The sequence below is a fragment of the Halorientalis pallida genome (assembly GCF_004118325.1).
Classification (GTDB): Archaea; Halobacteriota; Halobacteria; order Halobacteriales; family Haloarculaceae; genus Halorientalis; species Halorientalis pallida.
Window position 1 is genome coordinate 231,457 of record NZ_RDFA01000001.1, and the last position, 16,678, is coordinate 248,134.

General features: G+C 66.9%; 22 protein-coding genes. 9 read left to right on the top strand and 13 right to left on the bottom strand.

All coding sequences use genetic code 11. The features are described from left to right. Positions 1-44 precede the first annotated feature (44 nt). From EAF64_RS01305 to EAF64_RS01325, 5 genes are all read right to left on the bottom strand, one after another. On the bottom strand, positions 45-617 hold the full coding sequence (locus EAF64_RS01305; RefSeq protein ID WP_129067174.1) for a hypothetical protein: 573 nt from the start codon (positions 615-617) through the stop codon (positions 45-47). Between the two features lie 52 nt (positions 618-669). After that, the gene (locus EAF64_RS01310; protein ID WP_129067175.1) at positions 670-1,182 is read right to left on the bottom strand and encodes a hypothetical protein; all 513 of its coding nucleotides are present in this window, start codon (positions 1,180-1,182) and stop codon (positions 670-672) included. Positions 1,183-1,237: 55 nt separating this feature from the next. Further along, the gene (locus EAF64_RS01315) at positions 1,238-3,367 is read right to left on the bottom strand and encodes a DHH family phosphoesterase (protein ID WP_129067176.1); all 2,130 of its coding nucleotides are present in this window, start codon (positions 3,365-3,367) and stop codon (positions 1,238-1,240) included. Between the two features lie 126 nt (positions 3,368-3,493). Then, the gene (locus EAF64_RS01320; protein WP_129067177.1) at positions 3,494-3,757 is read right to left on the bottom strand and encodes a hypothetical protein; all 264 of its coding nucleotides are present in this window, start codon (positions 3,755-3,757) and stop codon (positions 3,494-3,496) included. Between the two features lie 23 nt (positions 3,758-3,780). Further along, positions 3,781-4,392, bottom strand: coding sequence for a YIP1 family protein (locus EAF64_RS01325; protein WP_129067178.1), 612 nt, complete (start codon positions 4,390-4,392; stop codon positions 3,781-3,783). A gap of 100 nt (positions 4,393-4,492) precedes the next feature. On the opposite strand from EAF64_RS01325, the gene EAF64_RS01330 reads away from it, so the two are divergent. Beyond that, positions 4,493-5,053 (top strand): hypothetical protein, encoded by a 561-nt coding sequence (locus tag EAF64_RS01330; RefSeq protein ID WP_129067179.1) that lies wholly within the window; start codon positions 4,493-4,495, stop codon positions 5,051-5,053. Between the two features lie 6 nt (positions 5,054-5,059). On the opposite strand, the gene EAF64_RS01335 is transcribed toward EAF64_RS01330, so the two are convergent. Then, on the bottom strand, positions 5,060-5,650 hold the full coding sequence (locus EAF64_RS01335) for an NADPH-dependent FMN reductase (RefSeq protein WP_129067180.1): 591 nt from the start codon (positions 5,648-5,650) through the stop codon (positions 5,060-5,062). Between the two features lie 117 nt (positions 5,651-5,767). Between EAF64_RS01335 and EAF64_RS01340 the strand changes: the two genes are divergently transcribed. From EAF64_RS01340 to EAF64_RS01350, 3 genes are all read left to right on the top strand, one after another. Further along, the gene (locus tag EAF64_RS01340; RefSeq protein WP_129067181.1) at positions 5,768-6,088 is read left to right on the top strand and encodes a hypothetical protein; all 321 of its coding nucleotides are present in this window, start codon (positions 5,768-5,770) and stop codon (positions 6,086-6,088) included. Positions 6,089-6,219: 131 nt separating this feature from the next. After that, the gene (locus EAF64_RS01345) at positions 6,220-6,678 is read left to right on the top strand and encodes a DUF2267 domain-containing protein (RefSeq protein WP_129067182.1); all 459 of its coding nucleotides are present in this window, start codon (positions 6,220-6,222) and stop codon (positions 6,676-6,678) included. A gap of 37 nt (positions 6,679-6,715) precedes the next feature. Next, positions 6,716-7,438 (top strand): class I SAM-dependent methyltransferase, encoded by a 723-nt coding sequence (locus EAF64_RS01350; RefSeq protein ID WP_129067183.1) that lies wholly within the window; start codon positions 6,716-6,718, stop codon positions 7,436-7,438. Positions 7,439-7,450: 12 nt separating this feature from the next. On the opposite strand, the gene EAF64_RS01355 is transcribed toward EAF64_RS01350, so the two are convergent. Further along, entirely contained in the window at positions 7,451-8,374 is a 924-nt protein-coding gene (locus tag EAF64_RS01355; protein ID WP_129067184.1) for an A/G-specific adenine glycosylase, read from the bottom strand. 102 nt (positions 8,375-8,476) lie between these two features. Between EAF64_RS01355 and tenA the strand changes: the two genes are divergently transcribed. After that, on the top strand, positions 8,477-9,142 hold the full coding sequence (gene tenA, locus EAF64_RS01360) for a thiaminase II (protein ID WP_129067185.1): 666 nt from the start codon (positions 8,477-8,479) through the stop codon (positions 9,140-9,142). Here the strand turns inward: tenA and EAF64_RS01365 are convergent, their stop codons facing one another. Next, positions 9,143-9,709, bottom strand: a complete 567-nt coding sequence (locus EAF64_RS01365) for a hypothetical protein (RefSeq protein ID WP_129067186.1) — start codon at positions 9,707-9,709, stop codon at positions 9,143-9,145. A gap of 102 nt (positions 9,710-9,811) precedes the next feature. Between EAF64_RS01365 and EAF64_RS01370 the strand changes: the two genes are divergently transcribed. Then, on the top strand, positions 9,812-10,138 hold the full coding sequence (locus EAF64_RS01370) for a hypothetical protein (RefSeq protein WP_129067187.1): 327 nt from the start codon (positions 9,812-9,814) through the stop codon (positions 10,136-10,138). Between the two features lie 27 nt (positions 10,139-10,165). Here EAF64_RS01370 and EAF64_RS01375 read toward each other — a convergent pair whose 3' ends face one another. From EAF64_RS01375 to EAF64_RS01385, 3 genes are all read right to left on the bottom strand, one after another. After that, positions 10,166-10,396, bottom strand: coding sequence for a hypothetical protein (locus EAF64_RS01375; protein ID WP_129067188.1), 231 nt, complete (start codon positions 10,394-10,396; stop codon positions 10,166-10,168). 72 nt (positions 10,397-10,468) lie between these two features. After that, positions 10,469-11,797: an aminotransferase class III-fold pyridoxal phosphate-dependent enzyme gene (locus tag EAF64_RS01380; RefSeq protein WP_129067189.1), complete on the bottom strand. Its 1,329-nt coding sequence runs from the start codon at positions 11,795-11,797 to the stop codon at positions 10,469-10,471. 84 nt (positions 11,798-11,881) lie between these two features. Continuing rightward, positions 11,882-13,150: an MgtC/SapB family protein gene (locus EAF64_RS01385; RefSeq protein WP_129067190.1), complete on the bottom strand. Its 1,269-nt coding sequence runs from the start codon at positions 13,148-13,150 to the stop codon at positions 11,882-11,884. Between the two features lie 94 nt (positions 13,151-13,244). Between EAF64_RS01385 and EAF64_RS01390 the strand changes: the two genes are divergently transcribed. Beyond that, the gene (locus tag EAF64_RS01390; protein WP_129067191.1) at positions 13,245-14,474 is read left to right on the top strand and encodes an AI-2E family transporter; all 1,230 of its coding nucleotides are present in this window, start codon (positions 13,245-13,247) and stop codon (positions 14,472-14,474) included. Between the two features lie 76 nt (positions 14,475-14,550). Here the strand turns inward: EAF64_RS01390 and EAF64_RS01395 are convergent, their stop codons facing one another. After that, on the bottom strand, positions 14,551-14,826 hold the full coding sequence (locus EAF64_RS01395; RefSeq protein ID WP_077207569.1) for a PadR family transcriptional regulator: 276 nt from the start codon (positions 14,824-14,826) through the stop codon (positions 14,551-14,553). 222 nt (positions 14,827-15,048) lie between these two features. On the opposite strand from EAF64_RS01395, the gene EAF64_RS01400 reads away from it, so the two are divergent. Beyond that, positions 15,049-15,327 carry an amphi-Trp domain-containing protein gene (locus EAF64_RS01400; RefSeq protein ID WP_129067192.1) on the top strand — a complete coding sequence of 93 codons (279 nt, stop codon included), beginning with the start codon at positions 15,049-15,051 and terminating at the stop codon, positions 15,325-15,327. 277 nt (positions 15,328-15,604) lie between these two features. Here the strand turns inward: EAF64_RS01400 and EAF64_RS20700 are convergent, their stop codons facing one another. Continuing rightward, positions 15,605-15,751 (bottom strand): hypothetical protein, encoded by a 147-nt coding sequence (locus EAF64_RS20700; protein WP_169302358.1) that lies wholly within the window; start codon positions 15,749-15,751, stop codon positions 15,605-15,607. 103 nt (positions 15,752-15,854) lie between these two features. Here EAF64_RS20700 and EAF64_RS01405 point away from each other — a divergent pair, with 103 nt between their 5' ends. Further along, positions 15,855-16,574 (top strand): DUF7117 family protein, encoded by a 720-nt coding sequence (locus tag EAF64_RS01405; protein ID WP_129067193.1) that lies wholly within the window; start codon positions 15,855-15,857, stop codon positions 16,572-16,574. Positions 16,575-16,678: the final 104 nt, after the last annotated feature.

Sequence of the window (16,678 nt, forward strand, 5' to 3'; positions counted from 1 at the left end):
GGTCTGTAGTGGACGCGTCGCGAGAATAAGGGTGTCGGCTCGGGTTACCGACGGTCGAAATCACCGGGTTTCGGGCTCCGGTACTGAGACGGGCGCGGACAGAACACGAGCGTCGACGACACGTTCCACTCGACGCGACCGCCAGGCTGTACTGCGACCGTCGTCCCGGAGCTATTGCAGTCGAACCTGTCCACGGGAATGCCCAGCCAGTACCAGTCGCCGTCCACGGTATCGACGTGGAGGATCACCAGATACTGGTCGGCCTGCTCAAATTCGACGGTGACGTACTCTCCGGCAGCCAGTTCGCCACGCCAGTCCAGCACACGACCGAGTTCGCGGCCGAGAATCCGGAGTCCGAACGAACAGCGAGACCGGTCGTTCCACAGAAAAAGCCGATGCTGACCGGTGTAGTACGGATCCCGGTCCGCGCTCGGCTCGCCCGCGGTCAGCGTCTCGACTTGCTCCCAGTCCGGCGGTCCAGTCGAGGACGACCCCTGGGGAATCGGTGCGCCAGGCGGGTGCGCGCTCGCTCCGTCGCCGCCGCTGAGGGTTCCCCAGCGGTCCCCGAACAGGTAGCCACCGACCAGCAGTCCCAGGAACTCGCGGCGGCGCTGCACGGCTCTCCGTTCACCGCTCCCGCGGTTAAAAGTTGTCCGAGTGACAGGACACTCACTCGGCGAGCGTGCTGTACCGCACCCCTCCATCGTCGTCGACCACCACGTCGGTCACGGCGGCGTCGCGATCGAACCACTCGGGTTCGACGCTGACCTCGTACAGCAGATCGCCGTCACCCACCGCGACCGTGTACGCGTCGGCCTGCCCGAGTTCGATGCGGAGCGGCCGATTCGGGTCGAGCGTCCGTTCGGTTTCGAGCAGGTCACCCTGACCAGCCGACTCGACGGCTACCGTCACCGTGCGCGTCGGGCCGGCGTTCCAGACGGTGACGCCGTGGGAGGGTGCGCAGTCGTCGCTGGCAGTCGGCTGCTCGGCGAGAGTGATCGTCTCGAACGGCGGGAGATGGCCCGTCCGTGCCGGGGCGTGCGCCGCCATCGCAGGTTCCCGCACCGGCGGCGGATCGGTGGTGAGGCCGACCGACCCTAACAGACGCGTCAGGCCGTCACGGGAGCAGGGCAAGTGGGCGAACACTGTGGCGAGGGGACCGAGGGCGGAGGCGCGGCTCATCGGCGACGACTATCGGAACGAGCCAAAAGAACGTTGTGGCGTAACCGGTTCCTAATCAGGCCACGTCGGCGACTGCTTCCAGCACGGCGTCGAGCACGGCGTCGCGCTCGCCCGAGAGGAATTCGAGACAGCCGTCACGCGTGCTCTTGGCGTGGAGCCCGGCGTTCGGCGCCGCCTCGGCGGCGGTCGCGGCGACCGCGCGCACGTCGAACGTCGAGGTCGAGCGCAGGTAGAGTTCGTCCGCGGCCAGTCCGACGACCAGGTCCACGTCGTCGCGGTGCTGGCGGAAGAGTGCGTCCAGCAGGAGGTTCGTCGGCGGGAACTCGTAGCGGTGGGCGAACGCGTCCGTGTCGAGGACGGCGACCTCGATTCCGTCCGCGTCACGGTATTCGAGGTTCGCCTCCGCGGTCTCGATTTCCGCGTCCATCTTCGTCCGGAACTGCTCGCTGACGTGGCTCGCCAGCCCGCGCTCGTCGTCCGTTTCCGGGAAGAGGAGATCGGCGATCAGTTCGCGCTTGTCCTCGTAGGACTGGTAGTACGCCTCCAGCGCGATAGCCTCGCGGATCTCGCGCGTGTCGTCTCCGTCGTAGCCGGCCTCCACGGCCAGTTCGACGTAGGACTCGGGTGCCTCCTCCCAGAAGCTCACGGCGGGCAGGTGGCCGATCTCCGCGCGCACGTCGTCGTCGACGTGGGCGGCGACGGTCGCGGCGATGGCGCTCGCGGTCGTCGCGTCCGCGGTGTCGGTCAGTGACGGGGAGACCAGCGTGTCGACGGCGTCGCCGACCTCGGGGTCGGCCTCGGCGGCGTCCAGCACCACGCGATCTGCGTCGTACACCGACAGCAGGTCGAAGCCGTCCATCGATTCGCGGGTCGCGCCCGCGGCGACGAACACGAACAGGGGCAGCTTCTCGTCGTGGCGCTCGCGGTTGTCGAGCATCCCCGTGACGTCCTGGGTGGCGTCCTGCATGTCGTAGACGCCGTCTTCGAGGGGGCGGCGGTCGAAGTAGTGGTACTCGGCGTCGGCCGCACCGTGCTGGTCCCGGACCAGCGGGAGCGTCGCGCGCTCGATGGCGACGCCGCCGACGTAGCCGTCGACGGTGGCGTTGTGCCGGACGACGACCGGTCGGTCTTCGAGGACGGCACGCCGGATCGCGGTCGCGGCCTCGCGCACGCCGTCGATGACGGCGTCGACCGCTGGATCCTCGGCCAGCGGTTCCACGTCGTCGGGGCGAGCCTGCTCGGTCAGCGCGTCGGCCATCCGCTCGGAGACGGCGGCGTGTTCGTCGTCTTCGAGGACGACCAGCGCCTCGGTCTCGACCTGCAGTTCGCCGCGGCGACGGCGGACTTCGCCGTCGAGTCTGACGAGGTCGCCCTCCTCGACTTCGGGGTAGGCGCGCACGCCGGCTTCCTCGAACGCGGCGCAGTCGACGACGCCGGTCTCGTCGCGGAGCTCGAAGACCGTCGGGCCGCTGGTCTGTCGGATGTCGGCGATCTCGCCCTCGATGCGCACGTCGTCGCCGACGCGGTCGTCGAGCGTCTCGACCGCGACCTGTGTCAGTTCGACGGCGGACTGCTCGCCGTCTGCCTGCGGTTCCGTCTCGACGACGGCCGCGCCACCCGAACCACCGGCGTCGGCGGCCTCGGTCTCAGTCTCGTCGTCGGACTCCGTGTCGTCGTCGGTCGCGGGGGCACCGGTCTGACCGGTCTGCCGCGTGTCGTCGCTCCCCGTGTCGTCGGAGACCTGGCCCACGGTGTGGCGGACGGGGCCATCGTCGTCGTCCTCGTCGTCGTCTTCGACGTTCTCTTTCAGCAGGGCGAAGTCCTCGTCGGGGTCGTCGATCAGCGTGCCACGGAACTCGCGTTCGGACTGGCGGATCGACCACCCGAGATCGATGTTTCCGTTGTCACGGACGTTCTTTACCTGGACGTAGACGGTGTCTCCCGGCTCCCACTCGAGGCTCTCGAGTCGCTGGTCGAGTTCACTCCGGTGGAGGAGACCGGTCACCCGGTCGGCGATGTCGACGAACACGCCGAATTCGGCGTACCCGTCGACCGTCCCTCGGTAGAACCGCCCCGGCGTCAGCTGGTCTGCGTTCGTACCGCGGAACTCGAAGACCACGTCCTGCTGGTGTGTCTCGCAGATGTGACCTTCGACAGACGTTCCGCAAATGATACAGCTTCCCATTACCGGAAGCAAACAGACCCGGCCTAAAACTGTTGTCGAATCGCGCCGGAGATTTCATCTCCCACGACGGCACGCCCACTCCGTCCGGAACCGCCGACGACACCGCGACGACGCCGGCCGACCCGTTCACTCGAACACGTCGCTCTCGTCTTCTAACATCTCGACCCCGCGGGCGACCTCGCGAGCCGCCTCGGGAAAGAGTGCGACCTCTACCTCGTTGCCCTCGTCGTCCTCGAAGGCCAGTTTCACGCGCTTGTCACCGAACTCGCGCACGTCCACGCTGTCGACGTCGTACAGCTTCGCAGTCGCCTCCTTGTTCGCCGGGCCCACGTTCTTGATCGACCCCTCTTTGAGTTCGATCATGAACTCGTCGAGTTGCAGGCTGAGCATACCGGGGCTTCGCCCGCCGACGATTAAAACGGTAGGGGGACACCGACTTCGGTCAGCACCGCACTCGCGGCCCCGAACCCGCGGAAGCCGTAGCCGAAGACGATGGCCGCCGGCACCGCGACGATGGGGACCGCCTTCCAGTAGGGCAGGTCGTGGACCTCGGCCGTCCCGACGACGAGCAGGACGGCACCGAGGGCGGTACAGGCCACCCGCAGCCCCGGAATCGCCGGGCCGGCGAACACGCAGGGGGCCGTCGAGTACGCGAGGACCTGTACCGTCTCGCTGACGCCACCGCGGTCCGGCGCCGTCGCCATCAGGATCAACGTCTGGAGCGCCGCCGTCAGGTGCAGGGCGGCCGGCATTACCAGGACGACGGCGAGCGCGAGAAACAGGACGCGCGAGGCGACGGGCTGTCCGGCCACCACCGGATAGACGTCCGGGATCAGGGCCAGTCGCGTCAGTTCCTCGACCAGGACGACGACGGCCGCGAAGATCAGCCCGGGCGCCTGGTCGCCGGGGGCGACGCCCGCCCGAAAGAACCGGCGGGGGCGAACCAGTACTTCGACCCACGCTCGCGCGAGCGCGACCGGGCCGCGGTCACGCCCACCTGTCGGATTCTCGACCCACTGGGTCACGATCGCCGCTACGGGGCGTTCGGGCTTGACGGTTGCGGGTTCCAGCCGACGTGTAGCTCGGTCCGAACAGTTATATCGCCTTGCAGTTCAGAGTGCAAATATGCGTAGACGAGCGGTGATCGCAGGGTGTGGTGGGGCCGTGGCGACGCTGACGAGCGGTTGTACGGGCCTGCTGTCGGAAGACGACGGTCAGGGGAGTACCGGTGGAGCCGAAGACGACGAAGACGACGAAGAGGGAGAGAGGACAGCGACGGACGCTGCGACAGACACGGACGTGGAGACGGTGTCGGGGAACGCGACCGGCGCCGAGCGGCGAGCGGTCGAACGCGTCGTCAGGCAGAACCTGCGGGCCACCGAAGAGCACCGACCGGAGTTGCTTCGGGCGACGCTGCACCCGGATGCGCCGTCCTACGACCGGACGATCGAACAGACTCGACAGATCTGGGACCAGTACGAACTCGAGTACTCGCTGACCGTTCAGTCGATCAGCGTCTCCGGGAACGAGGCGACCGTCGAATACGAACAGGTGACGCGGGCAACCGGGCCAAACAGCGACGTCTTCACCGACAATCGACTCACCGCCGTCGGCACCCTGCGCACCTACCAGGGCGAGTGGCGCGTCTACGGTACGCGGGTCGAGAACGTCGAGTACCTCGAATAAGAGGGCTCAGTCGTCCGCGCCGACGTTCTCCGTGCTCTCCATACACGGCGGGTCGGGTTCGATGGTCGCGTACTCCACGGCGCGTTCGCCCAGCACCGCCACCCGGTCGGCCGCGCCCTCGTCGACGAACCGCCAGTCGGCGGCAGTCCCCTCGAAGGCGTCACTGGCCTTCGGGATCGCTGCCTGGTGGGGGATGACCCAGGCGTTCAGGGCGCGACAGACCGAGCGCAGGTGTTCCAGCGCGGTAATCGGAAAGCTCCCGCCGGCGACAGCGAGCAGACCCACGGTCTTGTTCTCGAACTCGTCGAACCCGCAGTAATCGAGGGCGTTCTTCAGCGGCGTGGCGTAGGAGCCGTGATAGACCGGCGTCCCGAGCAAGATCGCGTCGGCCCCGCGCACCTGGGCGGTGAACGCCGCGGCGTCACCGGCGTCGCCGGCGTCGGCGTCGTAGACCGGCAGGTCCCACTCCCGGAGGTCGAGCAGTTCCGTCTCGCCGCCGGTCTCGGCGGCCGCGTCGAGGGCGTGTTCGAGGCCTTTGCGGGTGTGGCTCTCGTCACGAAGACTCCCACAGATCGCGACGACGCGTGGTCGTGACATACCGACCCTGTCGCACCGAGCGGGCTTAAACACCGACCGGGGCGGACGCGGTCGGGATCCGTGAACGCACGGCGCGAAATAGTCACGTTTTTACTGGCGACGGGCGGGCCCTGTGGTATGGCTGCACGTGGCTCTCGGAATCACTCCGTCCGCGTCGAGTTACCGACCGTCGTCCCGTTCGACATCCCACAGTTGAACCGGTTGAGCTGGAAACTCGGGTCCAGAACCGTCGACGACGAGGCGGCGACGCTCCGGAGCCGCTGGACCGACACGGAGAGCCAGTGGCGACTCGCCGTCTTCGCGGTGACCGACGGGACCGTCGTCCTGCGGGTCCGGACCCCCGTCGGCCGCGGCCGGTTCTACGGGGCCGCGGAGACGGACTTCGCGAACGCGCTGCCGGCGCTGGAGGCGTCGGACCGCTGGCGGCGACTCGACTGATCAGTACGTCAGCGTTACCGTCGGGAAGGCGCCGGGTACTTCGGGCGCCGTCGGTCGGCGGACCAGTAACGGTCCCGTACCGACGAGAACGACGACCTGCGTTTATTACCCGCGTCGGCGTCGGCCGTGGCATGGACTTCGACGAGTTCACCGGTCAGGTACAGCACCGACTCGAACTCCCAGGGACGGGCGAAGCGGTCCGTGCGATCCGTGCGACGCTGTCGACGCTGGGACGGCGCGTTCCGGCCGACGCCGCCGAGGATTTCGCGGCCTCGCTCCCGCTCGAGATCAAGTGGTACCCGACGGGCGGAGTCGACGACCACGGCGAGCGGTTCGACTGGACCGAGTTCCTCGACCGCGTGAGCGAGATCGAAGGGCGGGACAGGGCGGACGCCGCGTACCACGCCCGGGTCGTCGTCGACCTCGTCGCCGAGGTGATCCCGGAGTCCGACTTCCAGCAACTGCGCGACCAGTTGCCCGAGAGCGAGGAGACCGAGAACTGGGGGAACCTGTTCGAGGTCGTCGACGCCGGCGGCTGGAGCGAGAGTCAGGAAGCACGGGTCGGCGGCGGACCACAGAGCGACGGCTGACGGAAACACTATTTCGGCGCTGCCCCTGGACCGGGGTATGAAACGGGCCGTCCGCGCGAACTTCGACGCCAGCGTCTCCGCGTACGACGCCTACGAGCGTCGAACCAGGCGATTCACTGCGCTCGCGCGACTCCTCCAGGCGGAGATGCGACAGCGGACCGACGCGTTCGACTCGATCCTCGACGCCGGAGCCGGCACGGGTATCAGCACCCGCGTGTTCGCCGACGGCGGCGCGCGGACGGTCGCCCTCGATCTCAGCCACGAGATGCTGCGGCAGGTCGGAGAGAGTGAACGGGTCCAGGGCGACTTCGACGCCCTCCCGTTCGCCGACAGGGCGTTCGACGCCGTGGCCTTCACGGCCTCGCTCTTCCTCACGCCCGAGCCCGGAGCCGCGGCCCGCGAGGCCGCGCGGGTCCTCCGTCCGGGCGGAGTGGTCGGGGCCGTCGCCCCGCTGGGCTGGGTGCGAGCCGACGGGACGGACGTGTTCGCCGACCTCGACCGGGAGTCCCGGTCACCGGCCGACGTGGGTACCGTCCGGACGGCGTTGGAAGACACCTTCGTGGTCGAGACTGGCGTATGGCGGTTCGCGACGACCGCCGCGGACGTGCGGCAGTTCCACTGCATCCCGGCGATGGCGGCCCGGCTCTACCCCGGACTATCACCCGACGAACGGGTCGAGAAGGCCACCGATCTGCTGGCCGAGTTGGACGGGACCGTCGAACAGCGCTGGCAGTGGGTCGTCGGCGTCACCGAGGCGTGAGCGGCGAGCCGGTTACTCCCGGAGGCGAGCGACGGTGTCGCCGTCGCGCTCGTCGACCGACACCAGTCCGTCGTCGGACAGATCCGACAGGAGACCGCGCAACCAATCCCGGCCGTACTCCCCACCAGGGACGTAATCGACGCGAACTTTCGGTCCGAGTTCGTCGAGCGCGAGTTCCCGGTCGCCCTCGAGCGCACTCACGACCCGCCCGCGCATCTGCCGGCGGCTGCCCTCGAACTCGGGCTGGGTCGGCACGTCCGGCGCGGTGAAATCGGCCGTCTGGTAGGCGTGACAGAACTCCCGCCAGGGACAGCCCGCCGCGTCACACGAGGGGGTCTTCTCGCAGGCGACCCCGCCCAGTTCCATGATGGCGTTGTTCCAGATCCGGGACTCGCCTTCGGGCATGAGCTCCTGGGCCGCCCGCTCGAACTCGCTGTCGTCGTCGGCCACGTCGAAGGCGCGGTGGAGGACGCGTTTGACGTTCGTGTCGACCACCGCGTCGCCGTTGTCGAACGCGAACGAGGCCACTGCGTTGGCGGTGTAGGGACCGACGCCCATCAACTCGGAGAGTTCGTCCGGGTCGCGGGGGAAGGTGCCATCGTACTCCGAGACGACCTGGTTGGCTGCCTCGTGGAGGTACTTCGCGCGGTTGTTGTAGCCGAGGCTGTGACTGGTCCAGAACCCCACGACCTCCGCGCGGTCGGCCGCGGCCAGGTCCGCGACGGTCGGCCAGCGGTCCAGGAAGGCCTGCCAGGCGTCGACCACCCGGTCGAGCTGGGTCTGCTGGCTCATCACCTCCGAGACCAGAATCTCGTAGGCGTCGTCGGTCCGCCGCCAGGGGTAGTCCCGGTGGTCCGCCTCGTACCACTCGATCAGCGCCGTCCTGACGGTGTCCTCGTCGACTCCGGACAGCGCCGTGGCAGCGTCCTCACTCATCGACGCGGCGTAGGGACGACCACTGCTTACGCGTGGCGGTTCGAGAGTGACCACCGCGTGGTACAACCAACAGTTATCATCACGGGTCGCCTGCACGATCACATGGCCATTACCGACGAACTCCGGGCGGCGGCCGATCCGGTCTGGGAGGCGATCCACGACCACGAGATGGTCCGGGGACTCGGCGCGGGGACGCTCGACGAGGGGCCGTTTCGCTACTGGGTGAAACAGGACTACCTGTACCTGATCGAGTACAGCCGGGTGTTCGCCCACGGTGCGGCCGGAGCCCCGTCGCTGGACCGGATGGGCACGTTCGCCGAGTTACTTCACGAGACGATCAACACGGAGATGGATCTGCACCGCTCCTACGCCGCCGAGCTTGGGATCTCCGAGCGTGAACTCGAACGAACCGAGCCCTCGCCGACCACCCAGGCCTACACCGACTTCCTCGTCCGGACCGCCGCCACGGGGACGTTCGGTGACCTCGTCGCCGCCCTCCTCCCCTGCATGTGGGGATTCAACGAGACGGGGGAACGGCTGGCCGAGCGCGGCAAACCGGACCACGAACAGTACGCCGCCTGGATCGAGATGTACACGAGCGAGGAGTTCGCGGAGTTGGCCGACTGGTGCCGGAGCCTGCTGGACGACGTCGCCAGTGACGCCTCCGCCGCCGCGCGAGACCGCTACCGCGACCTGTTCGTCACGTCCTCGCGGTACGAGTACCTGTTCTGGGACGCGGCCTGGCGAGAGGAGGAGTGGCCGGTCTGATCAGGACTCGCAGTAGACGCCCTCGGCGAACATCCCCTCGCAACTGAGCGTGACCTCGGCGCGAGCGACCGCCGAGACGTCGCCCTCGACCGACTTGCTGACGTTGATCGTCGCCGCTTCGCCGGGCGCGACCTCGGTGTCACCCGTCGTGCCGAATCCCGTATTCGTTCCCATCTCGGCCCCGTCGGCGTCGAACAGGACCAGATCGTAGCTGTACTCGACGATGTCCGTCGTCTGCTCACCTGCGTTCCTGACGGTCGTCACGATGACCACCTTGTTCTCGTTCCCACCCTGTCGCTCCAGGCCGTCGACGACGAGCGGGTCGACGGTGCTCTCGCCGGCGACTTCGATGCCGCCGCTCATCTGTGGGCCCGTATCCGTGGGCGTGCCACCGTCGTCATCGCTGTCGTCGTTCCCGTCGTCCCCGTCGTCGGTCGGTGTTCCACCGCCGGAGTCGCCGGTACAGCCCGCGAGCGCGCCCCCAGTCGCGACCCCCGCCGTCGCGAGCACTCGGCGTCGCGTGATCGGTCCGCCCCGTCGAGACTCCTCCGTTCGGTTACCTGTCATAGCCGTAAGGTGATATGGGTATCTGAATTAACACTTTGGTTGGAGGGTCGGCGAGCGTGACCAGCCGAAAGCTGTTTCCTCGGCCGGCGCCACGTCCCCGGCATGAGTCTCGACGATCTCAAAGACGACGTGGAAGAGACGTACTCGGAGCTTGGCGAGTCAGTCGACGTGGACCTGGATCGGGAGACACGCAACGAGTTGGCGATGCTCGTCGCGGCGATGGAGCCCGACGACGTGGGCGAACTGCTCCGCCGGGCCGTCCACATGCAGTTCCAGACCGCCGTCGAGACCGGCAACCTCGATTTCCACCTCCGGAACGCCTACGACGTGACCTACGACGAGTACCTCTCCGGGATGACCTTCGAGGAGATGACCGGCGGTCAGTTCCCCCAGCAACAGCAGAAAGACGACCGACGGTACCAGTTCTGAGTGCCTCCGCTCGGCGCGGACCGCCAGCTAGTTCGACCCGTCTGTTTCGGCCGTCAGCGTCAACTCCAGGTCCGCCCCGCAACTGTTGCACGCGCCGCGTCGGATCACGTCTCGCAACAACATGTCCTTGAAACAGCAGGGACAGGAGATCCCGGTCAGCGGCCCAGGCATGAACTCGAAGGTGTTGTTCTGTGTGACCGTGAACTCCTGTACCCGCGGCGTGACATCGTCGTCCGTTCCGGCCGGCTCCGAAGACATGGTAAGTGATACCACATCACAGTATGTAAACCTTCGTCAGACATCGAGCGCGAACCAGTCGGTGTTGCCGGATCAGCTGGCCGCGTCGACGGCGTCGGCCAGCAGGCTCGCGCCGAGGTCGATCTCCCGTTCGGTCGCGTCCAGCGGCGGGAGGATTCGGAGCGTCTTCCGGCCACAGCCCAGCGTGAGCAGGCCGCGGGCGAAGGCCGCGTCCATCACGTCGTCGCGACGCGCTTTCGTGTCGAATTCGACGGCGAGCATGAGTCCTTTCCCGCGCACGTCGGTCACGGCCGGCCCAGCGTCGAACGTCTCCCGGAACTGTCGGCCGCGCTCGCGGGCGTTGTCCATCAACCCCTGCTCCCGGATCACGTCGATAGTGATCGCCCCCTGTGCGCAGGCCAGCAGATCGCCCGCGCCCCAGGTGGAGGAGAGCCGGCTCTCCTCGTCGGGGAACACGTCCTCGCTTGCGATGGTCGCGCCCACGCGAAGCGCTTTCGCGCCAGCGATCACGTCCGGTTCGATCGGATAGTGGTCCGACGCCCAGAACTCCCCCGTTCGCCCCATGCCCGACTGGATCTCGTCGGCGACCAGCAGGAGGTCGTGTTCGTCGACGACCGCCGCCAGTTCCGCGACGAACGCGTCGCTGGGGAACCGATAGCCGCCCTCGCCCTGTACCGGTTCGACGACGACGTAGGCCACTTCGTCCGGATCGACGAACCCGCCCGACCCGAGCATCCGCCGGAGACGCGACCCGTCCTCGACGAAGAACCCACACCCGCAACTCCCCGGATCGCAGGTCCGGTCGGTACAGAAGGGCACGTCGTGGACGGTCGAGATCTCCGGAAACCGGCGACGGTACACCCCCTTCGACCGGTTGAGCGAGAGCGCGCCGAGGGTCCGGCCGTGGAAGGCCCCCTCGAACGTGATCGCGTACTTGCCGGCGGTGTGGTCGTAACAGATCTTGATGGCGTTCTCGACGGCCTCCGCGCCGCTGTTCGAGAGGAAGACCGTGTCCATGCCGTAGTGGTCGGACACGTCGACGAGACGGTCCATCAGATCGGCCGGTCCCGGGATCGGCGCGTCGCCCGGCGGGCCGCTGGCCGCGTAGAAGTCCTGCCCGGCGATCTTCGTGGGGTCGGTCAGGTCGAACTCGTCGAGGCGCTCGCGCAGGGTCGGGTTGTCGTACCCCAGCGGGGCCGCACCGACGTGGGCCGTGAAATCCATGAGGACGTTCCCGTCCACGTCCGTACAGAAGGGGCCGGCCGCCGGTGCCGTGTGGTCCCAGACGAACTCGTAGACGTAGGTGCTCGGCGCGGCCGGCTCGTGGTGGTAGTCCACCTGCTCCCGCGCGTGCTCACCAGGCAACTCGTCGACCCGCGGCTCGACGCTGTCCCGGTCCATGCCCGCAATTCGGTTGCCAATCCGATAAATAATTCGTCGGGTTTCGACAATATTTACTGCTCCCGTCGTTCCGTCACGTGATCCTCAGGCCGTCATCGCGACCGTGACGGCGGTAGCCCCGACCATGAGCGCGAGGCTCCACGCGGCGACCCGGTAGGCGAACCGGCGGTTCGGGCTGGCGACGGTCAGGCCCGCCTTGACGAGGATGCTCGCGGCGGTCGCCAGCAGTATCGCGAACACGGCCTCGGGCCCCGTGATCGAGCCACCCCGGTACAGCAGGACGGCCGAGGTCGTCGCGCCGGCGCTCGAAACGAGCCCCGACATGGCCGCGGTCACGTAGAACCCGGCGGTGCCGAACAGCTGGCGGGCGACGCTCCCGGCCAGCACGATCAGCAGGAACACGACGCCGAAGCCCAGCGCCCGACGCAGGGAGAAGGGACTCTGGAGGTCGATGTCGACGGATTCGCGCCAGTCGGCGGAGTAGGCGGCGACCGCGACGCTCCCGACGATCACGGCCCCCAGCGGAACGACCGCACCCACCAGCACGCCCGACTTGATCGTGAACACCAAGGCGATGACGAGGTTCCGGAGGGCCATCGCCGCGTCGGCCAGCAACACGGCGGCGACCGCGTAGGACGTCGCCCGGTCGTGCTGGCGGACGTGATCGAGCATCGTCCCCACGACGGCCGTCGAGGAGGCCAGTCCGCCGAAAAACCCCGTCACCGCGATGCCGCGACCACCGTACGTCTGCACGATGGCGTAGTTGACGATCCCGATGCCAGCCACGGTCACCACCATCAGCCAGACGACGCGCGGTTCCAGCGAGACGGAGAGACCCGCTACCGACACGCTGCGTGACCCTGCCGGCAAGAGCGGGTAGACCACGAACGCGAGGATGGCGAACTCCGTCGCCGAGCGCAACTCCTGGCGGGACAGGCCCCAGGCGAAGCTGTGAGGTTCCCGCTTGAGGACCAGCAACAGCGACGATACCACGGCCACCGTGACGCCCTCGACGACGTAGCCCTCGGCGACCAGCGCACCTACGCCGTACGCGACGAGCATCGAGACCGACGTCGTCAGCGAGAGCCCCCGTTCTTTAGACACCAGTCCCTCGACTGCGAGGACGACTCCCTGGACGACCACCAGCACGGCTCCCACGACCAGCAGGAGCTCCGCACCGACGACGGTGAAGACGGCTCCGAGCAGGCTGATGAGGGCGAACGTCCGGATACCGGCCGTCTTCTGTGCCCACTCCCGTTCCAGTCCGAGGAACATCCCCAGCGCCGCGGCCAGCACTAACCGAGTCACCTCGGCGTCCAGCGGCGCGGGGATCGTCTGCAGGAGTGGACTCACCCACAGACGTACGCCCTTGACCCCATTAAGTAGCACGGTGGTCGGACCCGAGACGTTCGGGGTTCTTATTAGGTAAGCTGAAAAACGGGAGGCTATGGTCGATATCGACCTCGACCGGGCGCGAGCGTTCTGGTGGGGGCTCGCGGCCGTGTTCGGACTGATCGTCGCCTACGTCGTTCACACGTTCGTCGGCACGTTCGTGTTTGCCATCTTCATCTACTACGCGACCCGGCCGGCGTACACGCGGATCCAGCGCCGCATCCGGCGACGCAGTGTCGCTGCGGCCCTCTCGCTCGCCGTCTTCGCACTCCCGGCCGTCGCACTGCTCGCGTACACCATCGCCATCGCCCTCCAGGAGCTCTCGAAGCTCAACGGCCAGCAACTCGGCCCCGTGATGGAACTGGTCGAACCGTACGTTCCGGTCTCGGGAATCGTCGAGAATCCCTCGACGCTGATCGATCAAGCGAGCGTCGAGACCGCACAGTCCACCCTCTTCGCCGCGCTCGACTACGCCGGCTTCATCGGGAACGGGCTGCTGCACCTGTTCGTGATGTTCGCGCTCGCCTACTACATGCTCAAGGACGGCAGTCGCCTGTCGCGGTGGTTCATCCAGTTCGGCGACGAGCGCGGTGTCCTCGAAACGTATGTCAGAGCCGTCGACCAGGACTTCGCGAGCATCTTCTTCGGCAACATCCTCAACGCCATCGTCACCGGCGCGATCGGCGCGATCTCGTTCAACCTGCTCAACCTGCTGGGCCCACAGAGTCTGCAGATCCCCTACCCCGCACTGCTCGGCGTCCTGACGGGTGTCGCGAGCCTCATCCCCGTAGTGGGCATGAAGATCGTCTACGTGCCGATGCTGGGGTATCTCGGTTACACGGCGTACGTGCAAGACGGTGGCTTCGGCTTCGTCGCGCTCGTGGCCGGCGTGACCATCGTCATCGTCGACCTGTTGCCCGATTTCATCCTCCGACCGTACGTCTCGGGCCGAAACCTCCACATCGGGCTCGTGATGTTCGCGTACATCCTCGGACCCCTGCTCTTTGGCTGGCCCGGCATCTTCCTCGGCCCGATCATCCTCGTCCTCGTCTTCCACTTCGCGCGTATCGTCCTCCCGGAGCTCCTCGCAGGGACGTCGATCCGCCCCGTCGCCGTCGATCCGACGTACCTGACGCGTACCGAGACGACCCCACCACCGGACAACCCCGAACCCAGCGTCGCCGACGGCGGCCAACACGACGGATCCGACGAGTCCCTGGTGGGCGAATCACCCGCGAACGAGCCCACTGACGGAGACGGTGACGACACGCGAGAAGACGACTAAGTTCGACTGCGAGAACGAGAGGTCGATCGGCCCCAGATTGCCGACAGATCCGTGACCCGCCACCACGCCAGTTGCCTCAGAGGTCGACGTACTGTTCTTCCCACTCGCGGCGGGCGTCGATCTCCCGTCGGCCACGCCGGGTCAGACTGTAGAAGTTCGTCCGCCTGTCGCGCTGGCCCTTCTCGACGAGGCCCTTGTCGACGAGGGTGTCGAGGTTCGGGTAGAGGCGACCGTGGTGGATCTCTTTCTCGTAGTACTCTTCGAGTTCCTCCTTGATCGCCAGCCCGTGTGGCTCCTCCCGGCCGGCGATGACGTACAGCAGGTCACGCTGGAATCCTGTCAGGTCGTACATCGGTAATGTCCACTTCCCAATTACTGTCGGAATATGATAAATATGTCGAACCTCGATACGTCCGCGGGCCTCAGTGGGACTGCTTCGTGCGGATTCCGTCGTATCACATCGGGGAAACAGTGGCGAACCTATCGCTGGTCAATTTCTCACCGAAGCGTCACGACGTGATCGACTGCCCGTCGACTGCCACGTTTATCTTCCGTGGCGTCGTAGGGATAATGTATGCCCGAGAAAGTGCTGTTCGAGACCGAGCGTGTACAACGCCGTGAAGACGTCGCGACATACCTGCGGACGGTCGCCGACAAACTTGACGACGGCGGACCGATCACACTCGAATCGGGTGACCAATCCGTCACGATGGAACCGCCCGCGAACGTCGAATTCGAGGTCAAAGCCGAGCGCGAAGGCCCGACCGACTCGCCCGGCGAGCTGAGCATCGAGCTCGAACTCGAGTGGGACGAAGACACCAGCGGCTCCGACGGATCGCTCAGTATCAAGTAACCCCAGTCTATCGGCTGTTCAGTTCGTGGTTCACGTCGAATGGAAAGCGAACCACGCGGGGGTGAAAAGACCCCGCGTGGTTGCTTGCCGCCCTGAATTGGTCCCCGCTGACGCTTCGGCCCTCCAAGCGAAGCGTCACCTGAACGCAGTAGCCATAATCACTTAAATGTACCGGCCATGCCAATTCTATACGCCGTCGGGCAGTTTGCTGTTACTTTTCAATTTCTGGGAGCGCGTCGTGCGCAGCTGTCGACTCTCGGCCGAGAAGAGTGACCGATCAGATATACTCCTCTTCGAGCACCCACCCGAGGGCCCGCTTGTAGTAGGTGAACATCTGCCTAACGCCCTGGTGGTTCATGTTCTCGTCGTCGAGTTGTTCCTTCAGAAACTCGTACTGCTCGCGGATTTCCTCTTCGTCGCGCATATACACCGTGAGGGACGGGAGCGTGAAGTATTTTCACACTCACGGGAGCCGAAAACGGGTGGCGAGCGGGTCTGTTTTGAGGCTGGCCCCGATAGAGCAGAGCATGAAGATCCGCGGGGACCGGGAGTGCAAGTCCTGTGGGACGCGCTGGTCGTACTACGACACCGGCAGTGTAGAGTGTCCGGAGTGCGGGAGCCTCCGGAGTGTCGGCGTCGACGACCGGAAAGAACACACCGCGAGCGCAGCGTCGCTCGACCTGACCGACGTGCGTGACCGCATCGACGACGCCCCGCTGTCCGAGCTGGCTACCGACGCCGCCGACCAGTGTCGAGAGTTCGTCCGACGACAGGGATTCATCGACGCCGGCGACCTCCGTCCGTTGGACGACACGTACCTCGCAGCGCTCGAACTCGCCCACGCCGCGCTCGAAGTTGACCGGAGCATGCGGATCGCGGACGACGAGGAGTACTACGTGCTCGAGCTCCTGGGCGGGACCGATCAGGGCGAACGCCCCGGCCCGTCGACCGTTCCCGGGTCGATGCGTGCGGCGCGCGGACTGGCATACGCCAGCGCCGTCGCCGACTATCACGACGAGTTGCGCACGTACCTCGACGACGATCCGGACGAACTCGCGCGCGACGTCCTGAGTTCACTGAGCGAACACCGAAAACGGGTCGACGCGCTCGACGGCGACGTGTCGCTGGCCGACAGCGAGGCCCTGATCGGCGCCGCACAGGCCGTCGGCCACTACCTCGCCGAGGACGACGAGGGGGCGCTCGCACAAGCGCGACACCACCTCGACAACCTCGATCCGGGCCCCTGATCCGGCGGTGGGCTGTCGGCTCGATCACGTCGGAACGCAAACGGGAACCACCCGGTTGGCCCAGACCCTGGTATCACCGATACGGACGCGACCGACGGACCGTC